Genomic DNA, 18404 nt, shown 5'->3' on the forward strand with positions numbered 1-18404 from the left:
GGCGGAACCCGGCGCCACGGCCGCATACCATCGACACCGGACCCTTCCGCCCGGTCAGCGCCGGGACCGGGAGACGCTTCGATCGAGGGGACACCGTGGACGAGAGCGGCGGGAGCGGACAGCCGCGCTCCGGCAACGACCGGGCGAGCGATCGCCACGAGGGGCAGCCGCCCCGCACCGACGCGTCCCGCCCCGAGCCGACCCCGGACACCACCGACACCGGGCGGACCCCCGAGGAGCGCGCCCCGCACGAGGAGACGCCCGGTTCGCACACCGGCCCCCCGGCCGACGCGGCCCCCGGCCCCCCGGCGGACCACACCCCCGGTGGCGCACGGGCCGACACCCCGCACCCCCCGGCGCCCGCACACCGGGGCCGGACCGAGGCATCGTCCGGCAACACAGGCACGGGCAACACAGGCACAGGCAAAACAGGCACGGGCGCCACCGGCACGGGCGGCACCGGCGGTCCGCGTGGGCCGCAGCGGCCCAAGGACCCCGGAGGCGGACTGCTCATGGGCCGCCCGTTCGGCGTCCCCGTCTACGTCGCCCCGAGCTGGTTCCTCGTCGCCGCCCTGATCACCTGGGTCTTCGGCGGCCAGCTCGACCGCGTCCTGCCCGAGCTCGGCGCCGCCCGCTATCTCGTCTCCCTCTTCTTCGCGGTCGCCTTCTACGCCTCCGTCCTCGTCCACGAACTCGCGCACACCGTGGCCGCCCTCCGCTTCAAGCTGCCGGTCCGCCGCATCCAGCTCCAGTTCTTCGGCGGCGTCTCCGAGATCGAGAAGGAGGCCGAGACCCCCGGCCGGGAGTTCGTCCTCGCCTTCGTCGGCCCGCTGCTCTCCCTGGTCCTGGCCGGTGTCTTCTACCTCGCCATGGGCCCCGTCGACCCCGGCACGGTCCCCGGGGTCCTGCTCGCCGGGCTGATGATCTCCAACCTGATCGTCGCCGTCTTCAACCTGCTGCCCGGCCTCCCGCTCGACGGCGGTCGCATGCTCCGTGCCGTCGTCTGGAAGATCACCGGCACTCCGATGAGCGGCACCGTCGCCGCCGCCTGGGTCGGCCGCGCGCTCGCCGTCGCCGTCCTGATCGGGCTGCCGCTGCTCACCCAGACCGGCGCCCTGGGCGGCGACCCCGAGGACATCAGCGGCATGGACACCGTCACCGACGCGCTGCTCGCCGCCATCCTCGCCGCGATCATCTGGACCGGCGCCGGCAACAGCCTGCGCATGGCCCGGCTGCGGGAACACCTGCCCGAACTGCGCGCCCGTGCGCTCACCCGGCGTGCCGTCCCCGTGGAGACCGACACCCCGCTCTCCGAGGCGCTGCGCCGCGCCAACGAGGTCGGCGCCCGCGCCCTGGTCGTCGTCGACCCCCAGGGGGAGCCGCTCTCCCTGGTCCGCGAGGCGGCCATCGTCGGGGTGCCCGAGCACCGTCGCCCCTGGGTCGCGGTCAGCGGGCTCGCCCAGGACCTCACCGAGGGCATGCGCGTCTCCGCGGAACTCTCCGGCGAGGAACTCCTCGACGTCCTGCGCGCCACCCCCGCCACGGAATACCTCGTCGTGGAGGAGACCGGCGAAATCTACGGCGTCCTGTCGGCGGCCGACGTGGAACGCGCCTTCGTCCGGGCGATGGCCCGGCCGGCCTGACCGCGCACCCGGCCCGACGGCGGCCCCGTCACGACCAGCCCCCGGCAGGGGCTACGCTGGGCACATGTCCGAACCGACCGGTGCCGCCCGCCGTCGCGGGCCCTTCAAGGTCGGGGACCAGGTACAGCTGACCGACCCCAAGGGTCGCCACTACACGTTCACGCTCGAAGCCGGGAAGAACTTCCACACCCACAAGGGTTCCTTCCCGCACGACGAACTGATCGGCGCCCCCGAGGGGAGCGTCGTCCGTACCACCGGGAACGTCGCCTACCTCGCGCTGCGCCCCCTGCTCCCCGACTACGTCCTGTCCATGCCCCGCGGGGCCGCCGTCGTCTACCCCAAGGACGCGGGGCAGATCCTGGCCTTCGCCGACATCTTCCCCGGCGCCCGCGTCGTGGAGGCCGGCGTCGGCTCCGGCTCGCTCAGCAGTTTCCTGCTGCGCGCCATCGGCGACCAGGGCATGCTGCACAGCTACGAGCGCCGCGCGGACTTCGCCGAGATCGCCCAGGGCAACGTCGAGCGCTACTTCGGCGGCCCGCACCCCGCCTGGCAGCTCACCGTCGGCGACCTCCAGGACAACCTCTCCGACACCGACGTCGACCGCGTCATCCTCGACATGCTCGCCCCCTGGGAGTGCCTGGAGGCCGTCTCCAAGGCGCTCGTGCCCGGCGGCATCCTGTGCGCCTACGTCGCCACCACCACCCAGCTCGCGCGGACCGTGGAGTCCATCCGCGAGATCGGCTGCTTCAACGAGCCGACCGCCTGGGAGACGATGATCCGCAACTGGCACATCGAGGGCCTCGCCGTCCGCCCGGACCACCGCATGATCGGCCACACCGGGTTCCTGCTCACCGCCCGCCGCCTCGCCGACGGCGTCGAACCGCCCATGCGCCGCCGTCGCCCCGCGAAGGGCGCCTACGGCGAGGACTACGCCGGCCCCAACGCCGACGGAGGCACCGCAGGCCGCTGACCCCACCGGGCCCCCGCGCGGCGGCCCGGTGCCGCGTACAACGCTCAAGGGCCGTGGCCGAGTTCCCCGACACACCGGGGAACTCGGCCACGGCCCTTCGCCGTTGACGGCGTCCTGCCCGGCGGTGCGCAGGAAATCCGGACCCCGCCGTTCCCCGGGACTGTGACGTGTGGCACGATGCCGAGCACCCCCGCCGGCTCAGCCCTCACAGGAGACGCCGTCCTCGTGCAGCAATCCGCCGTCCCGGAACTGGCCCACGCCACCACCCGCCCGATCCACTGGGTCGCCACGGCCACGGCCCTCGCCGGCGTGATCGCCCTCTCCGCCGTGATGCAGCCCGGCCACGCGACGGCCGCCCAGCCCGCGCACACCGCCGCGAAGGCCGCCCCCGTCACCGCCCCGGCGCCCGACCCCGCCAAGGCCGCCTTCCCTCTCGACTGCGGCCGCAGCAAGCTCGTCGTCCAGAAGAAGGCCGAGGGCGATCTCGACGGCGACGGCCGCCCCGAGACGGCCGCCGTCGTCCACTGCGAGTCGGGCATGGGTACCCCGCCCGACGGCGTCTACGTCCTCACCCAGGCCGCCGGCGACAAGAAGCCGCGCGTGGTCGCCACCCTGGTCGCCCCCAAGGACCGCGACACCGTCACGGAGTTCACGGTCGCCGACGGCACCGTCACCGCCACTCTGCTCGGCTACTCCACGGCCGACGTGCCCAGTTGCTGCCCCGACGTCACCGAGCACGCCAAGTGGCAGTGGAAGAACGGCGTGTTCGAGCGTTCCACTCCGGCCCCGGCCCGGCGCGTCTGAAGGCACGGCCGCGCCTGAAGGTCCGCTTCACGGCCGGGCGAATGTGAGAAAACAGACAGAAGTGACGTACCGCATCCGGCGGGTCACCCGGCGTCCGCGGCCTCCACGGCGTCCGGGCCGTACACCTCCACGCTGTCCGAGACCCGCCGCACATGGATGCACTCGCCCGGGCACTCCCGCGCCGAGTCCACCACGTCCGTCAGCAACGGCAGCGGCACGGGCGTCGTCGCGCCCCTGGCCTGCAACAGCTCGTCGTCGCCGCCCTTGACGTAGGCCAGGCCGTCGATGTCCAGCTCGAAGACCTCCGGGGCGTACTGGGCGCAGATCCCGTCGCCGGTGCACAGATCCTGGTCGATCCACACCTCCAGCGCCTCGCCCGCGCCGGTCGGCTCCTGCTGCACGGTCATCTCTCCTGCCCTTTCTGTGCCGGGCCGGACGGGAATCCGGCCAGCTCCGGCGGGTGTTGAACAGTTCGACCCTACCCGGGGCGGCTTTTCAATCGCGTTCGGTGGGTATTCCCCTGGCGTGAGGGAGAGCGCAAGGGTGAAGATCGGACACACCCCGACCGTCTTTGTGATCTAGGGGTTTCAATCGACACCCACCCAGGTAGGGTCTGGAAGCGTCCAGCTCCCCTTGGAGGAGGTGAGGACCGTGGCAGCCCACGACGACGACATGAACCGCGGCATCCGCCCGGGACGCGGGTCCGACGACCCGGCCGGGCAGATCGCCTATCTTGAGCAGGAGATCGCCGTCCTGCGACGCAAGCTCGCCGACTCTCCGCGACACACGAGGATTCTCGAAGAGCGGATCGTCGAGCTTCAGACCAACCTGGCCGGCGTGTCCGCCCAGAACGAACGACTCGCCGGCACGCTCCGCGAGGCCCGCGACCAGATCGTCGCCCTCAAGGAGGAGGTCGACCGGCTGGCCCAGCCGCCGGCCGGCTTCGGAGTCTTCCTACAGGCCAATGAGGACGGCACCGCCGACATCTTCACCGGCGGCCGCAAACTCCGCGTCAACGTCAGCCCCTCCGTGGAGCTCGACGAACTCAGGCGCGGCCAGGAAGTGATGCTCAACGAAGCTCTCAACGTGGTCGACGCCATGGAGTTCGAGAGCGTCGGGGACATCGTCACCCTCAAGGAGATCCTCGAGGACGGCGAACGCGCCCTGGTCATCGGGCACACCGACGAGGAGCGGGTGGTGCGGCTCGCCGAGCCGCTGCTCGACATCACCATCCGCCCCGGCGACGCCCTGCTGATGGAGCCCCGCTCCGGCTACGTCTACGAGGTGGTCCCCAAGAGCGAGGTCGAGGAACTCGTCCTCGAAGAGGTCCCCGACATCGGTTACGAGCAGATCGGCGGTCTCGGCGGCCAGATCGAGGCCATCCGGGACGCGGTCGAACTGCCGTACCTCTACCCCGACCTCTTCAAGGAGCACGAACTGCGGCCGCCCAAGGGCGTGCTGCTCTACGGGCCCCCCGGATGCGGTAAGACGCTCATCGCCAAGGCCGTCGCCAACTCGCTGGCCAAGAAGGTCGCCGAGGTCACCGGCCAGGCCGCCGGCAAGAGCTTCTTCCTCAACATCAAGGGCCCCGAGCTCCTCAACAAGTACGTCGGCGAGACCGAGCGGCAGATCCGCCTGGTCTTCCAGCGGGCCCGTGAGAAGGCGTCCGAGGGCACGCCCGTCATCGTCTTCTTCGACGAGATGGAGTCCCTCTTCCGCACCCGCGGCTCCGGCGTCAGCTCGGACGTGGAGAACACCATCGTCCCGCAGCTGCTCGCCGAGATCGACGGTGTGGAGGGCCTTCAGAACGTGGTGGTGATCGGCGCCTCCAACCGTGAGGACATGATCGACCCCGCGATCCTGCGCCCCGGCCGGCTCGACGTGAAGATCAAGATCGAACGTCCGGACGCCGAGGCGGCCAAGGACATCTTCGGCAAGTACCTCACCGAGCGCCTCCCGCTGCACGCCGACGACCTCACCGAACACAGTGGCGACAAGGCGTCCACGGTCCAGGGAATGATCCAGACCGCGGTCGAGCACATGTACGCCGAATCCGAGGAAAACCGCTTCCTGGAAGTCACCTACGCCAATGGCGACAAGGAAGTCCTGTACTTCAAGGACTTCAACTCCGGCGCCATGATCGAGAACATCGTCGGGCGCGCCAAGAAAATGGCGATCAAGGACTTCCTGGAGAAGAACCAGAAGGGTCTCCGCGTCTCCCACCTGCTCCAGGCATGCGTGGACGAGTTCAAGGAGAACGAGGACCTGCCCAACACCACCAACCCGGACGACTGGGCCCGCATCTCCGGAAAGAAGGGCGAGCGGATCGTCTACATCCGTACGCTCATCACCGGAAAGCAGGGTTCGGACACCGGGCGCTCCATCGACACCGTGGCCAACACCGGGCAGTACCTGTAGCGCAAAGGGAGGCTGCGGGTGCCCACGACGGGTACCCGCAGCCGACTGCTTTACCGGCCACCGCCGGACCACCAATGACGCAAATGATCTCCCCACCAGCGCAGAGGCGTTCTAGGCTCTTTCATACCGCCGCGTCGCGCCGTGCGGGGACGGGCACCGCACGCGCACCGGAGCACCAGCGGTATCTGAGCGCCGCCCCCGACCGGGGACGCCGCCGGGCAAGGAGGGCCGCATGACCGTACGGCGAGTAATGGGCATCGAGACGGAGTACGGGATCTCCGTCCCCGGCCACCCCAACGCCAATGCCATGCTCACCTCGTCCCAGATCGTCAACGCCTACGCGGCGGCGATGCACCGGGCCCGCCGGGCCCGCTGGGACTTCGAGGAGGAGAACCCGCTGCGGGACGCGCGGGGCTTCGACCTCGCCCGTGAGGCCGCCGACTCCACCCAGCTCACCGACGAGGACATCGGCCTGGCCAATGTGATCCTCACCAACGGGGCGCGCCTCTACGTCGACCACGCCCACCCCGAGTACAGCGCCCCCGAGGTCACCAACCCGCGGGACGCCGTGCTGTGGGACAAGGCCGGCGAACGGATCATGGCCGAGGCGGCCGAGCGGGCCGCCCAGCTCCCCGGCGCCCAGCCGATCCACCTCTACAAGAACAACACCGACAACAAGGGCGCCTCCTACGGCACGCACGAGAACTACCTGATGAAGCGGGAGACCCCCTTCTCGGACATCGTGCGCCATCTGACGCCCTTCTTCGTCTCCCGCCAGGTCGTCACCGGCGCCGGCCGCGTCGGCATCGGCCAGGACGGCCACGAGCACGGCTTCCAGCTCAGCCAGCGCGCGGACTACTTCGAGGTGGAGGTGGGCCTGGAGACGACGCTCAAGCGCCCCCTCATCAACACCCGCGACGAGCCCCACGCCGACGCCGAGAAGTACCGCCGGCTGCACGTGATCATCGGCGACGCGAACCTGTCGGAGATCTCGACGTACCTCAAGCTGGGCACCACGGCCCTGGTGCTCTCCATGATCGAGGACGGCTTCATCGCCGTCGACCTCGCCGTCGACCAGCCCGTACGCACCCTCCACCAGGTCTCCCACGACCCCACGCTCCAGCATCTGGTCACCCTCCGCAGCGGCCGCACGCTCACCGCCGTGCAGCTCCAGATGGAGTACTTCGAGCTCGCCCGCAAGTACGTCGAGGAGCGCTACGGCGCCGACGCGGACGAGCAGACCAAGGACGTCCTCACCCGCTGGGAGGACACGCTCAACCGGCTGGAGAACGACCCGATGAGCCTGGCCGGCGAACTCGACTGGGTCGCCAAGCGGGAGCTCATGGAGGGCTACCGGCGCCGTGACGGCCTGGACTGGGACGCCGCCCGGCTGCACCTCGTCGACCTCCAGTACGCCGACGTGCGCGCCGAGAAGGGCCTGTACAACCGCCTGGCGGCCCGCGGGCGGATCAAACGGCTGCTGGACGAGGACGAGGTCGAGCGGGCCCGTACGCAGCCCCCGGAGGACACCCGCGCCTACTTCCGCGGCCGGTGTCTGGAGCAGTACGCCGACGACGTGGCCGCGGCCTCATGGGACTCGGTGATCTTCGATCTGCCGGGTCGGGACTCCCTCCAGCGGGTACCCACGCTGGAGCCGCTTCGCGGAACGCGTAATCACGTCAAGGAGCTGCTCGACCGCTGCCGCACCGCCGAGGACCTGGTCAGGGTGTTGTCGGGCGGCTGAGCGGCCCGCCCGGCCGATCCGGCCGGGCGGGGTGGAAACCGCGGTGCGGGGGAATGATCCGATCACGGGGCCGATGTCGGACCCGGCGAGTAGGGTCTGATCATCACCGATCGGCAGGAATGCCGACCATGTCGGGCGAACCGAACTGAGCGGGGTGAGGGTAATGGCGACCAAGGACACCGGCGGCGGCCAGCAGAAGGCGACGCGCTCCACGGAGGAGGTCGAGGAGCAGGCGCAGGACGCGCAGGGCTCGGAGGACCTCAAGGAGCGCCACGAGAAGCTGAGCGACGATGTGGACGACGTCCTGGACGAGATCGACGACGTCCTGGAGTCCAACGCCGAGGACTTCGTGCGGTCCTTCGTGCAAAAGGGCGGCGAGTAGCCCCCGGCCCCGTGCGAGGCCGGGGGCCGGTGCCAGGGCGCACGCCCGGTGCCGGCCCCCGGCGGGCACGCCGGCACCGTCCCGGTACCGGGACGGATGACCGGCCCCGGTGCGGGTAGGGTCCGTGCACGGATTTGATGATCGGCTCGGCTGTTCCCGGCGGGGCCGCAGCCTTACGTGGAAGGAAACGCGTGGAAGCCAACACTCGTAGCACCGGGCGTCTGCCGGCTGCCTTCCTGACGCCAGGGTCCTCGTCCTTCATGGACTTCCTCTCCGCGCACCAGCCGGAGATGCTGCCCGGCAAGCGGCAGTTGCCCCCCACCCAGGGAGTCCTCGAGGCCCCGCACGGCACGACGATCGTGGCCGTCACCTTCCCCGGCGGCGTGGTGCTCGCCGGTGACCGGCGAGCCACCATGGGCAATGTCATCGCGCAGCGGGATATCGAAAAGGTGTTCCCCGCCGACGAGTACTCCGCGGTGGGCATCGCCGGCACGGCGGGCCTGGCCGTGGAGATGGTGAAGCTGTTCCAACTGGAACTGGAGCACTTCGAGAAGGTGGAGGGCGCCCAGCTCTCCCTGGAGGGCAAGGCCAACCGCCTGTCCACGATGATCCGCTCCAACCTCGGCATGGCGATGCAGGGCCTGGCCGTGGTCCCGCTCTTCGCGGGGTACGACGTGAACCGCGACAAGGGCCGGATCTTCTCCTACGACGTCACGGGCGGCCGCTCCGAGGAGACCAACTACGCGGCCACGGGCTCCGGCTCGGTCTTCGCCCGGGGCGCCATGAAGAAGCTCTACCGCGAGGACCTGACCGAGGAGCAGGCCACGACGCTCGTGGTCCAGGCCCTGTACGACGCGGCGGACGACGACTCGGCGACCGGCGGTCCCGATGTCGCACGCCGGATCTATCCGATCGTCACCGTGATCACCGAGGACGGCTTCCGCCGGCTGACGGAGGAGGAGTCCTCCGAGATCGCCCGCTCGATCCTCCAGCGGCGGCTGGAGCAGCCCGACGGCCCCCGGGCCTCGCTGCTCTGACGGCGCCCGGTCTTGTTCGAGGTGTTCGAGTGACTTCCACAGAAAGGGACGGATAACCGGTGTCGACGCCGTTCTATGTTTCTCCTCAGCAGGCGATGGCGGACCGGGCGGAGTACGCCCGCAAGGGCATCGCCCGCGGCCGTAGCCTGGTGGTGCTGCAATACGCCGACGGCATCGTCTTCGTCGGTGAGAACCCGTCCCGCGCGCTGCACAAGTTCAGCGAGATCTACGACCGGATCGGCTTCGCCGCGGCCGGCAAGTACAACGAGTACGAGAACCTGCGGATCGGCGGCGTGCGCTACGCCGACCTGCGGGGCTACACCTACGACCGGGACGACGTCACCGCCCGGGGCCTGGCCAACGTCTACGCGCAGACGCTGGGCACGATCTTCTCCAGCGCGGCCGAGAAGCCCTACGAGGTGGAGCTGGTCGTCGCTGAGGTGGGGGAGACCCCCGAGGGCGACCAGATCTACCGGCTGCCGCACGACGGTTCGATCGTGGACGAGCACGGCTCGGTCGCGGTCGGCGGCAACGCGGAGCAGATCAGCTCCTTCCTGGACCAGCGGCACCGCGACGGCATGACGCTGGCGGAGGCGCTGAAGCTGGCCGTGCAGGCGCTCTCACGGGACACCAACGGCAGCGAGCGGGAGATCCCCGCCGAGCGCCTGGAGGTGGCCGTCCTGGACCGTACGCGGCCGCAGCAGCGCAAGTTCAAGCGGATCGTCGGCAACCGGCTGTCGCGGCTGCTGGCGGGCGACGCCGGGCCGGCCGGGAGCGCCGACACCGACGACGACGCCGCGGACGGCATCGAGAAGACCGACCCCGAGGCGGACTGACCGCCCGACGCCCCGCCTTCCGGTGCCCCGGCCCGCGGTCACGCGGCCGGGGCACCGGCGCGTCTCAGAGCGACGCGTCGGCGCGCCGGGCGGCGCCGGCCCCGTCCTGCGGCGGGCCAGGGGGCGCCGTGGAGCCGCGGACGACCAGCTCCACCGGGATGTCGCCCACCTCCGCCGGGCGGCCCTCCAGGACGGCCAGGAGGGCGTGCATACCGCGCTCGCCGAAGCGCTCGGCGTCCAGGCGCACGGTCGTCAGCTCGGGATCGAGGGCCGCGGCGAGTCCGAGGTCGTCCACCCCGGTGACCGAGAGGTCGTCGGGGACCCGCAGGCCGAGCCGGCGGGCGGCCTTGTAGGCGCCCGCGGCGAGCATGTCGTCGTCGCACACCAGTGCGGTCGGCCGGGGTCCCGGCCTGGCCAGGGCGGCCCGGGCGGCGGCCACCGCGCCCTCGATCGAGATGGGGGCGCGCGCGGTGCGCAGTTCGGTGCCCGGGATCCCGTCGAGGCGTGCGGCCAGCTCCCGTGCGCGCACCTCGAAGGTCCAGGACGGCACGTCCGCCGCCAGATGCAGGAACCGCCGGTGGCCGAGGCCCAGCAGGTGGTCGGCGACCCGGCGCATGCCGTCGGCGATGTCCAGGTTGACCGTGGCGGCGCCCGGGCTGCCGTCGGGGTCGCTGTCCAGCATGACCAGCGGCAGCTCGTCGCCGCGCAGTGCGGTGAGGGCGTCGGCGGCCATGGAGGAGGCGATGACGCCGTCCAGGGCCGCCCGGGCGGAGGGGAACGGGTCGCGGGCGGGGCCGACGCCCTCGGGGGAGGGGTAGAGGACCAGGCCGAAGCCGTGGTCGGCGGCGACGCGGGCGGCGCCGGTGTAGACACCGCCGAAGAACTCGGTGGTCAGCGCCGGCACCACGAGCAGCACCGTGCGGGTGCGGCCGAGGCGGAGGTTGCGGGCGGCGAGGTTGGGCCGGTAACCGAGCCGGCGGGCGGCGGCGCGGACCCGCTCGGCGGTGGGCTCGGAGACCCGGCCGCGCCACTTGTCGCCGAACACCAGGGAGACCGCCGCCTGCGACACCCCGGCGGCCCGGGCCACGTCCCGGCTGGTCGGGCGCGTGCTGTTGGCTGCCACCGCGGGGCCGCTCCTTCGTCTGGACCAGTGAACAGCGCACATGGTACGTATGCGGGGGAACATTATACGTAACACTGGTCTACGTGGGCCTACGTGACACTGGCACGCAGCGAGAGAGGGGCGGGCATGGCCGCGGGGTACCTGGAGATCCTCCGTACGAAGCACGCGGCGCGGCTGCTGGCCGGCACCCTGACCGGGCGGCTGCCCAACGCGACCGCCGCCATCGCCCTCGTGCTGTTCGTCCGCGCCCAGGGCGGCGGCTACGGCCTCGCCGGCGCGCTGGCCGCCGTGTACGGCGTCGCCAACGCCGTGGGACAGCCGCTGCTCGGCCGCCTCGTCGACCTGCGCGGACAGCCGCGCGTCCAGCTCCCCGCCGCGCTCGCCTCCGCCCTCGCCATGACCGTCCTGGCGCTCTCCGGCACCGAACCGCTGCCGCTCGCCTACGCCGCCGTCGCGGCCGCCGGACTGTTCACCCCGCCCCTGGAGGGCGGCCTGCGTGCCCTGTGGTCCTCCGTCCTGCGCCGCGAGGAGCAGGTCCCCACGGCGTACGCCATGGACGCCGTCGCCCAGGAGGTCATGTTCACCGTCGGACCGCTCCTGGTGACCCTGTGCGTGTCGCTGTGGTCGGAGCGGGCCGCGCTGCTCGTGCTGAACGCCGTGGGCGTCCTCGGCGCCCTCTGGGTGGTCGCCTCGCCGCCCTCGCGCGCGTGGCGCTCGGCGCCCCGGGAGGCGCACTGGCTCGGCGCCCTGCGCTCGCCCGGGCTGCTCGCCCTGCTCGGCGCCTTCCTGTTCGTCGGCGTCGCCCTCGGCTCCATCACCGTGGCCGCGGTGTCCTACGCCGACGACCACGGCGGTGACGCCGTCTACGGGTGGCTGATGGCCGCCCTGGGCCTCGGCGCCCTCATGGGCGGCGCGGTCTACGGGGCGCGGCAGTGGAGCGGCGCGCCGGAGCGGCGACTGCGGATCCTGGTGGCCCTGCTGGCGGTCTGTTACCTCCCCCTGATGCTGATGCCGGGCGCGCCGGGCATGGTGGCGCTCAGCGCGGTCTCCGGCGTGTTCCTGGCGCCCTGCATCGCCTGCGCGTTCGTCCTCGTCGACCGGCACGCGCCGGCCGGTACGGTCACCGAGGCGTTCTCCTGGCTCGTGACGACGTTCACCGTGGGCTCCTCCGTCGGCACCGGCCTCGCCGGACCCGTCGTCCAGTCGGGCGGCGCGGCGGCCGGTTTCGCGGTGCCGGGGGCGGCGGGGGCCGTCTCCCTGCTGGTGCTCCTCGCCACCACACGGGTCCTCGCCGCTCCCGCGCCGGGAGCGGTGGTTGCGTGTTCACCGGAAAATGATCCAAACCGTGCTGCCGAACCCCGTTTCAGTTCGGGTGATCGGGCGTAATGTTCAGTCATGGACCGCCGCATTTTCGGGCTGGAGAACGAGTACGGCGTCACGTGCACGTTCAGGGGACAGCGCCGTCTGTCGCCTGACGAGGTGGCGCGGTACCTCTTCCGCCGTGTCGTGTCATGGGGCCGCAGCAGCAATGTGTTTCTGCGGAACGGAGCCCGTCTGTACCTGGACGTCGGTTCCCACCCGGAATACGCGACACCCGAATGTGACAACGTGACCGAACTGGTCACTCACGACAAGGCCGGCGAGCGCATTCTCGAAGGGCTGCTGGTCGACGCCGAACGCCGCCTGCACGAGGAGGGAATCGCGGGCGACGTCTATCTCTTCAAGAACAACACCGACTCCGCCGGAAACTCCTACGGCTGCCACGAGAACTACCTGGTGGCCCGGCACGGGGAGTTCTCGCGGCTCGCGGACATCCTCATTCCGTTCCTCGTCACACGGCAGCTGCTGTGCGGCGCCGGCAAGGTGCTGCAAACCCCCAGGGGCGCGGTGTACTGCGTCAGCCAGCGTGCCGAGCACATCTGGGAGGGCGTCTCCTCCGCGACGACGCGGTCCCGGCCCATCATCAACACGCGTGACGAACCGCACGCGGACGCGGAGCGCTACCGCCGGCTGCACGTCATCGTGGGCGACTCGAACATGTCCGAGACGACGATGCTGCTCAAGGTCGGCGCCACCGACCTCGTCCTGCGCATGATCGAGGCGGGCACGGTGATGCGCGACCTCACCCTGGAGAACCCCATCCGGGCGATCCGCGAGGTCAGCCACGACATCACGGGCCGCCGCAAGGTGCGCCTGGCCAGCGGCCGCGAGGCCTCCGCCCTGGAGGTGCAGCGCGAGTACTACGAGAAGGCGCTCGACTTCTGCGAGCGCCGCGGCATCCGCACCGGCACCGTCGAACAGGTGCTGGAGCTCTGGGGCCGCACCCTGGACGCCATCGAGTCCGAGGACCTGGACCGCATCGGCACCGAGATCGACTGGGTCATGAAGTACAAGCTCATCGAGCGGTACCGGGCCAAGCACAACATGACGATGTCGCACCCGCGGGTCGCCCAGATAGACCTCGCCTACCACGACATCCACCGTCGTCGTGGTCTGTACTACCTGCTGGAGAAGAAGGGCCAAGCCACCCGGATCGCCAACGACTTGAAGATCTTCGAAGGCAAGTCGGTCCCCCCGCAGACCACTCGGGCGCGGCTGCGCGGCGACTTCATCCGGCGGGCCCAGGAACAGCGCCGCGACTTCACCGTCGACTGGGTGCATCTCAAGCTCAACGACCAGGCACAGCGCACGGTGTTGTGCAAGGACCCGTTCCGTTCGGTGGACGACCGGGTGGAGAAACTGATCGCCGGCATGTGAGAGCCGACGAGTTCCGGCGAGGCCCGGCGAGTTCGGCCGGGTGAGAAAGGGCACTCCGGGACCCCGGTCCCGGAACGCCACACGGGCGTCGCACGTTAACCGTGCGGCGCCCTTCTCACGCCGTAGAGTTGCGCGCACTTCCGTCCGTGGCACCCGGCCCCACCGCCGGTGAAGCCGTCGCAAGACCGATCGATTGAGGCACCCACAGTGCGCCGACGCTCCCTCCTTCTCGCCACCCTGCCCGCGGGGCTGGTCACGCTCGCCGGCTGCGGCGACGACTCGTCCGGCAGCAAGACCGGTGACAGTCCCTCGCCCTCCGCGTCGGCCACCTCCGCCGCGCCGCCGCCGAAGATCGTGGACGGACCGCTCCCGGCCATCACCGCGGGCAAGAAGTTCGGCGAGAAGCCCACCGTGGCAAAGGGCAGCGGCGACCCCTCCAAGAACCTCGCGGTCCGCACGGTCATCGCCGGCAGCGGCCGCACGGTCGCGGAGAACGACTTCGTGCAGGCCCACTACCTCGGCCAGATCTGGGACACCGCGAAGGTCTTCGACAACTCCTACGACCGCGGCACGCCGCTGCTCATCCAGCTCGCCCAGGGCGGCGTCATCGACGGCTGGCGCTACGGCCTGGCGGGCAGGAAGACCGGCAGCCGCGTCGAGATGGCCGTCCCGCCGACGTGGGGCTACGGCAGCGACGGCAACAGTCAGGCGGGCATCAAGGGCACCGACACGCTCGTCTTCGTGATCGACGTCCAGGAGACGTTCAACGCCAAGAGCTCCGTCAAGGGCAAGAAGGTCCCGCAGAACGACGCGGCCCTGCCCACGGTGGGCACCAACACGGACGGCAAGGAGCCCTCCGTGAAGGTCCCCGGGGGCGACCCGCCGAAGAAGCTCGTCTCCCAGTACGTGCTCGAGGGCGACGGACCGGCCGTCAAGAAGGAGCAGACCGTACTGGTGCAGATGGTGGGCCTGGTCTGGAAGGGCGGCAAGAAGTTCGAGTCGACGTACGAGCGCCAGTCGCTGAACCAGTTCTCGCTGGCCCAGATGGAACAGGTCCTCAAGGGCGTGACCCAGGGGCTGACCGGAAAGAAGGTCGGCAGCCGTGTGCTGCTCGTGGTCCCGCCCGACCTGGGATACGGCGACACCCCGCCGGCCGGTGACGTCGTCAAGAAGGGCTCCACCCTGGTGTTCTCCGTGGACATCCTGGCGGCGATGTAGTCGCGCGGAAGATGAAAGACTGACCCCGTTGTCTGTTGTTCTGTTGTTTTGCCGTATCGACATGCAGGAGCTGGAGAAGTGAGCATCGACAAGCCCGAGATCGACTTCCCGGGCGGCGAGCCGCCGGCCGACCTCGAGATCAAGGACCTGTGGGAGGGCGACGGCCCCGAGGCCAAGGCGGGTGACTTCGTCCAGGTCCACTACGTGGGTGTGGCGTTCTCCACCGGCGAGGAGTTCGACGCCTCCTGGAACCGCGGCGCCCCGCTGGAGTTCCAGCTCGGCGTCGGCCGGGTCATCCAGGGCTGGGACAAGGGCGTGCAGGGCATGAAGGTCGGCGGCCGCCGCCAGCTGATCATCCCCGCGCACCTCGCGTACGGCGACCGCGGCGCCGGCGGCGCGATCCAGCCGGGCGAGACGCTGATCTTCGTCTGCGACCTGGTGGCCGTGAAGTCGCGCTGACGTGACCGTGAGGTCGCGCTGACGTGACCGTGAGGTGACGTCGCGCTGCCGCCGGACGGCCGCCACCGCGACCGTCCGCGCGCACCGAGGGCCCCTGCCCGCCCGGGCACGGGCCCTCGGCTTTTGTCCCGCGACCAAGGAGCGGTACCGTCGTCGCGCAGAAGCACATAGGGGAAGGGCGTAGGGCGTCGATGGCCATTGCCAAGGCCGAGCGGCTGATGAACCTCGCGCTGTGTCTGCTCGGGACGCGGCGGCCGCTCAGCAAGCGCGAGCTGCGCGAATCCATCGAGGCCTACGTCGAGGCGTTCGGGCCGGGCAACGGCGCGGCCCTCGCCTCCGGCGCCACGCATACGTCGGACGACTCGTTCAACCGCATGTTCGAGCGGGACAAGGACGATCTCCGCGAGCTGGGCCTGGTCATCGAGACCGTGGAGAACCTCGACGGCGAGGTCGGCTATCTGGCCCGCCGCGACAGCAACCGGCTGCCCCCGATCACCCTCGACGCCGAGGAGGCCGCCGCGCTCGGCCTGGCGGCCAAGGTGTGGCAGCAGGCCCGCCTCGCCGGCGCGGCCAGCGGCGCACTACAGAAACTGCGCGCGGCCGGCATCCCCGAGGACGTCGACCCCTACGGCGCGCACGGCGCGCTGGAACCGCGCATCCCCGTGCACGAGGCCGCCTTCGAGCCGCTGATGCTGGCCTGCCGCGACCGCCGCCCCGTGGTGTTCGACTACCGCAAGGCCTCCGCCGCCCGCCCCGAGCCCCGCCAGGTCGAGCCCTGGGCGCTGGAGTGCTGGCGCGGCCACTGGTACCTGGCCGGGTTCGACCGTGACCGGGGCGCCGAGCGGGTCTTCCGGCTCTCCCGCATCACCGGGCGGGTGCGCAGCAGATCCGGCCGGTTCACCGCGCCCGTCCCCGACGTGGTGACCGTGCGCGAGACCGTCGCGGGCTGGGCCGGGGAGATCACCGACCGTTCGGCGCTGATCCGGCTGCGGTCCGGCGCCGGTTACCCCCTTCGGGCGAAGGCCACCGTGGTCCGGGAACTCGGGAACGGCTGGGACGAGTTGGAGATTCCGTACGGGCACGGCCTGGACGCCTGGCTGGTCGAGTTCGGGCCCGACGTGGTGGTCCTGGAACCGGCCGAACTGCGGGCCGACGTGGTGGCCCGGCTGCGTGCCGTGGCCGGGGTCCGAGGGGGGCGTTGAGGACAGTGGCAGGCAAGCCGGCCCGGCCGGTGAACGCGATCGACCAGACCCGGCGGATGCTGTCCCTGGTGACGTATCTGCGCGAGCGGCCGGGCGCCCGGATCGAGGACGTCGCCCGCGCCTTCGGGATCACCGAGGAGGAGCTCGTCTCCGACCTCGACGTGCTGCCCATGTGCGGCACCAGCTTCCGCGGCGGCGACCTGCTCGACATCGACACCGACGGTGACCGCATCTGGTGGCACAACCCCGCCGCGCTCGGCGCGGAGGCCGCCGAGCCGCTGCGGCTCGCCGCCGACGAGGCGACGGCGCTGCTGGTGGCCGCCCGGGCCGTCGCCACGCTGCCCGGGCTGCGCGAGAGCGACCGGCAGGCGCTGCTGCGCGCCACCGCCAAGGTGGAGACGGCCGCGGGCGAGGCCGCCGGCGCCAGCTCCCGCCTCTCGGTGACGTTCGAGTCCGAGGGCGGGGTCTTCGCCGACGTCGACCGAGCGATCTCCGAGCGGCGGCGGCTGTGGATCCGCTACTACTCGCCCGCGCGCGACGAGGTCACCGAACGCGAGATCGACCCGATCCGCCTGGTCAGCGTCGGCCACACCTACGTCGAGGCCTGGTGCCGCCGCTCCGAGGCGCGCCGCACCTTCCGGCTCGACCGGGTCGCCGAGATCCGCATCCTCGACGAGCCCTCCGCGCCGCCGGAGGTGGAGCTGCGGGACCTGTCCGAGGGGCTGGTGCAGCCCGCCGCCGAGGATCCCGAGGTCGTCGTGGAGGTCGGTCCGGGCGGGCGCTGGGTGGCCGAGTACTACCCGCACGACAGCGCCGACGAACTCGACGGCGGCGGACTGCGTATCACGCTGCGCACACCCGACCCGGCCTCCCTGCGGCGGCTCGCGCTGCGGCTGGGGCAGGACGGGCGGATCGTGGCGCCGGAGGAGCTCGCGGACAGTGCGCGTCGGGCGGCGCGGGCGGCGCTCGCGGCGTACGGCGCGGACGAGGACGGCTCCCCGGGCGGGCATGGTCCCGTGGGCGGGGGCGGCTCCGTGAGCGGGCACGATCCCGCGGTGTCCGGCGTGGTGCCGGCGGCGCAGGGGGTCGGGGACGGACTGTACGACAGGCAGGAGCAGGGGCTTTGAGCACGTCGGCGGGGTCTGGTACGTCAGCCTGGGAGCCGGAGGCGGGGGGCGCGGCCGGAGCCGCCGGACACGCGCCGGTGGCGGAGGTGTCCGTGCGGACGGCGTTCGCGGGGATGCGGAGAGTGGCCGACGTGGTGTTCCGGGCCGGGTGCCCGGACTGCCGGTCCCGGTTCGAGTTGGGGGCGGGGGCGTTGCGGCTGGCGATCGGGGCGAGTGACCGGACGACGTTCTACTCCTTCACGTGTCCGGAGTGCGGGGCGGCGGTGCGGAAGCCGGCGGGGGAGCGGATCGTGGAGCTGCTGACGGGGGGTGGGGTGCGGACGTTGCGGCTGCACTCCACGCTTTAGGGTTCTCGGCATGTTCTGGGCGATGGTTGCGGTGGCTCTGGGGTTCGCGGGACTTGTGGTGCTCGGGGTGTTCGCCGTGCGGGTGTTCGTGGAGGCGGGGCGGCTGGGGCGGGAGGTGGCGGTCGCGGCGCAGCGGATCGGGCGGGCGGCGGACGACCTCGAGAGGGCGGCCGGGCGGGTGGCCGAGCGGCTGTAACGGGGGGCTCGCCCGGGCCGGGCGCGGGTGGGTGGAGACTTCTCGCGCAGTGCCCCGCGCTCCTCTGGGGCGCGGCGGAGCCGTGCGGACGACACGGGCTCGCGCCTCTTACGGGGCGCCCCACGCTGTGAGTTCGGCAAG

General features: G+C 71.5%; 18 protein-coding genes. 16 read left to right on the forward strand and 2 right to left on the reverse strand.

Annotated features, from left to right (window positions below):
* The first annotated feature begins 95 nt into the window (after positions 1–95).
* The 3 genes from IO29_RS16175 (at position 96) to IO29_RS16185 (ending at position 3417) form a co-directional block, all read left to right on the forward strand.
* Positions 96–1643, forward strand: coding sequence for a site-2 protease family protein (locus IO29_RS16175; RefSeq protein ID WP_030381953.1), 1548 nt, complete (start codon positions 96–98; stop codon positions 1641–1643).
* Positions 1644–1707: 64 nt separating this feature from the next.
* Positions 1708–2613, forward strand: coding sequence for a tRNA (adenine-N1)-methyltransferase (locus IO29_RS16180; protein WP_006141749.1), 906 nt, complete (start codon positions 1708–1710; stop codon positions 2611–2613).
* A gap of 225 nt (positions 2614–2838) precedes the next feature.
* On the forward strand, positions 2839–3417 hold the full coding sequence (locus IO29_RS16185) for a hypothetical protein (RefSeq protein WP_030381952.1): 579 nt from the start codon (positions 2839–2841) through the stop codon (positions 3415–3417).
* 83 nt (positions 3418–3500) lie between these two features.
* On the opposite strand, the gene IO29_RS16190 is transcribed toward IO29_RS16185, so the two are convergent.
* Positions 3501–3824 carry a ferredoxin gene (locus IO29_RS16190; protein ID WP_030381951.1) on the reverse strand — a complete coding sequence of 108 codons (324 nt, stop codon included), beginning with the start codon at positions 3822–3824 and terminating at the stop codon, positions 3501–3503.
* A gap of 244 nt (positions 3825–4068) precedes the next feature.
* Between IO29_RS16190 and arc the strand changes: the two genes are divergently transcribed.
* The 5 genes from arc to prcA all read left to right on the forward strand — a co-directional run bounded on the left by arc (position 4069) and on the right by prcA (position 9834).
* Positions 4069–5835 carry a proteasome ATPase gene (gene arc, locus IO29_RS16195; protein ID WP_030381950.1) on the forward strand — a complete coding sequence of 589 codons (1767 nt, stop codon included), beginning with the start codon at positions 4069–4071 and terminating at the stop codon, positions 5833–5835.
* Between the two features lie 232 nt (positions 5836–6067).
* Positions 6068–7579: a depupylase/deamidase Dop gene (dop, locus tag IO29_RS16200; protein ID WP_420705376.1), complete on the forward strand. Its 1512-nt coding sequence runs from the start codon at positions 6068–6070 to the stop codon at positions 7577–7579.
* A 163-nt stretch (positions 7580–7742) separates the two neighbouring features.
* Positions 7743–7961, forward strand: a complete 219-nt coding sequence (locus IO29_RS16205; protein WP_030381948.1) for a ubiquitin-like protein Pup — start codon at positions 7743–7745, stop codon at positions 7959–7961.
* Between the two features lie 191 nt (positions 7962–8152).
* Complete coding sequence (gene prcB, locus IO29_RS16210) at positions 8153–8998, forward strand: proteasome subunit beta (RefSeq protein WP_033225689.1); 846 nt, start codon at positions 8153–8155, stop codon at positions 8996–8998.
* Positions 8999–9057: 59 nt separating this feature from the next.
* A complete protein-coding gene (gene prcA, locus IO29_RS16215; RefSeq protein WP_030381946.1) occupies positions 9058–9834 on the forward strand; it encodes a proteasome subunit alpha in 777 nt (258 codons plus the stop codon).
* Between the two features lie 64 nt (positions 9835–9898).
* Here prcA and IO29_RS16220 read toward each other — a convergent pair whose 3' ends face one another.
* Positions 9899–10957 (reverse strand): LacI family DNA-binding transcriptional regulator, encoded by a 1059-nt coding sequence (locus IO29_RS16220; protein WP_051707647.1) that lies wholly within the window; start codon positions 10955–10957, stop codon positions 9899–9901.
* Positions 10958–11083: 126 nt separating this feature from the next.
* Between IO29_RS16220 and IO29_RS16225 the strand changes: the two genes are divergently transcribed.
* The 8 genes from IO29_RS16225 to IO29_RS16260 all read left to right on the forward strand — a co-directional run bounded on the left by IO29_RS16225 (position 11084) and on the right by IO29_RS16260 (position 18263).
* On the forward strand, positions 11084–12343 hold the full coding sequence (locus IO29_RS16225) for an MFS transporter (protein ID WP_030381944.1): 1260 nt from the start codon (positions 11084–11086) through the stop codon (positions 12341–12343).
* A 9-nt stretch (positions 12344–12352) separates the two neighbouring features.
* Positions 12353–13714 carry a Pup--protein ligase gene (pafA, locus tag IO29_RS16230; protein WP_030381943.1) on the forward strand — a complete coding sequence of 454 codons (1362 nt, stop codon included), beginning with the start codon at positions 12353–12355 and terminating at the stop codon, positions 13712–13714.
* A gap of 207 nt (positions 13715–13921) precedes the next feature.
* Positions 13922–14932 (forward strand): FKBP-type peptidyl-prolyl cis-trans isomerase, encoded by a 1011-nt coding sequence (locus IO29_RS16235; RefSeq protein ID WP_030381942.1) that lies wholly within the window; start codon positions 13922–13924, stop codon positions 14930–14932.
* Positions 14933–15010: 78 nt separating this feature from the next.
* Positions 15011–15391 (forward strand): FKBP-type peptidyl-prolyl cis-trans isomerase, encoded by a 381-nt coding sequence (locus IO29_RS16240; RefSeq protein ID WP_030381941.1) that lies wholly within the window; start codon positions 15011–15013, stop codon positions 15389–15391.
* A 191-nt stretch (positions 15392–15582) separates the two neighbouring features.
* Entirely contained in the window at positions 15583–16593 is a 1011-nt protein-coding gene (locus IO29_RS16245) for a helix-turn-helix transcriptional regulator (protein ID WP_030381940.1), read from the forward strand.
* A gap of 5 nt (positions 16594–16598) precedes the next feature.
* Positions 16599–17720, forward strand: a complete 1122-nt coding sequence (locus tag IO29_RS16250) for a helix-turn-helix transcriptional regulator (protein WP_030381939.1) — start codon at positions 16599–16601, stop codon at positions 17718–17720.
* Between the two features lie 77 nt (positions 17721–17797).
* Entirely contained in the window at positions 17798–18067 is a 270-nt protein-coding gene (locus IO29_RS16255; RefSeq protein ID WP_030381938.1) for a hypothetical protein, read from the forward strand.
* Between the two features lie 10 nt (positions 18068–18077).
* Entirely contained in the window at positions 18078–18263 is a 186-nt protein-coding gene (locus IO29_RS16260; RefSeq protein WP_030381937.1) for a hypothetical protein, read from the forward strand.
* Positions 18264–18404 lie beyond the last annotated feature (141 nt).

This window comes from Streptomyces sp. NRRL F-6676 (assembly GCF_000725625.1).
GTDB lineage: Bacteria > Actinomycetota > Actinomycetes > Streptomycetales > Streptomycetaceae > Streptomyces.

Bases quoted from the DNA above. Each gene is read 5' to 3' on its own strand.
- IO29_RS16180 (WP_006141749.1), top strand. From the start codon at position 1,708: ATGTCCGAACCGACCGGTGCCGCCCGCCGTCGCGGGCCCTTCAAGGTC.
- IO29_RS16245 (WP_030381940.1), top strand. From the start codon at position 15,583: ATGGCCATTGCCAAGGCCGAGCGGCTGATGAACCTCGCGCTGTGTCTG.
- IO29_RS16190 (WP_030381951.1), bottom strand. From the start codon at position 3,824: ATGACCGTGCAGCAGGAGCCGACCGGCGCGGGCGAGGCGCTGGAGGTG.
- dop (WP_420705376.1), top strand. From the start codon at position 6,068: ATGACCGTACGGCGAGTAATGGGCATCGAGACGGAGTACGGGATCTCC.
- IO29_RS16205 (WP_030381948.1), top strand. From the start codon at position 7,743: ATGGCGACCAAGGACACCGGCGGCGGCCAGCAGAAGGCGACGCGCTCC.
- IO29_RS16225 (WP_030381944.1), top strand. From the start codon at position 11,084: ATGGCCGCGGGGTACCTGGAGATCCTCCGTACGAAGCACGCGGCGCGG.
- pafA (WP_030381943.1), top strand. From the start codon at position 12,353: ATGGACCGCCGCATTTTCGGGCTGGAGAACGAGTACGGCGTCACGTGC.
- IO29_RS16260 (WP_030381937.1), top strand. From the start codon at position 18,078: ATGTTCTGGGCGATGGTTGCGGTGGCTCTGGGGTTCGCGGGACTTGTG.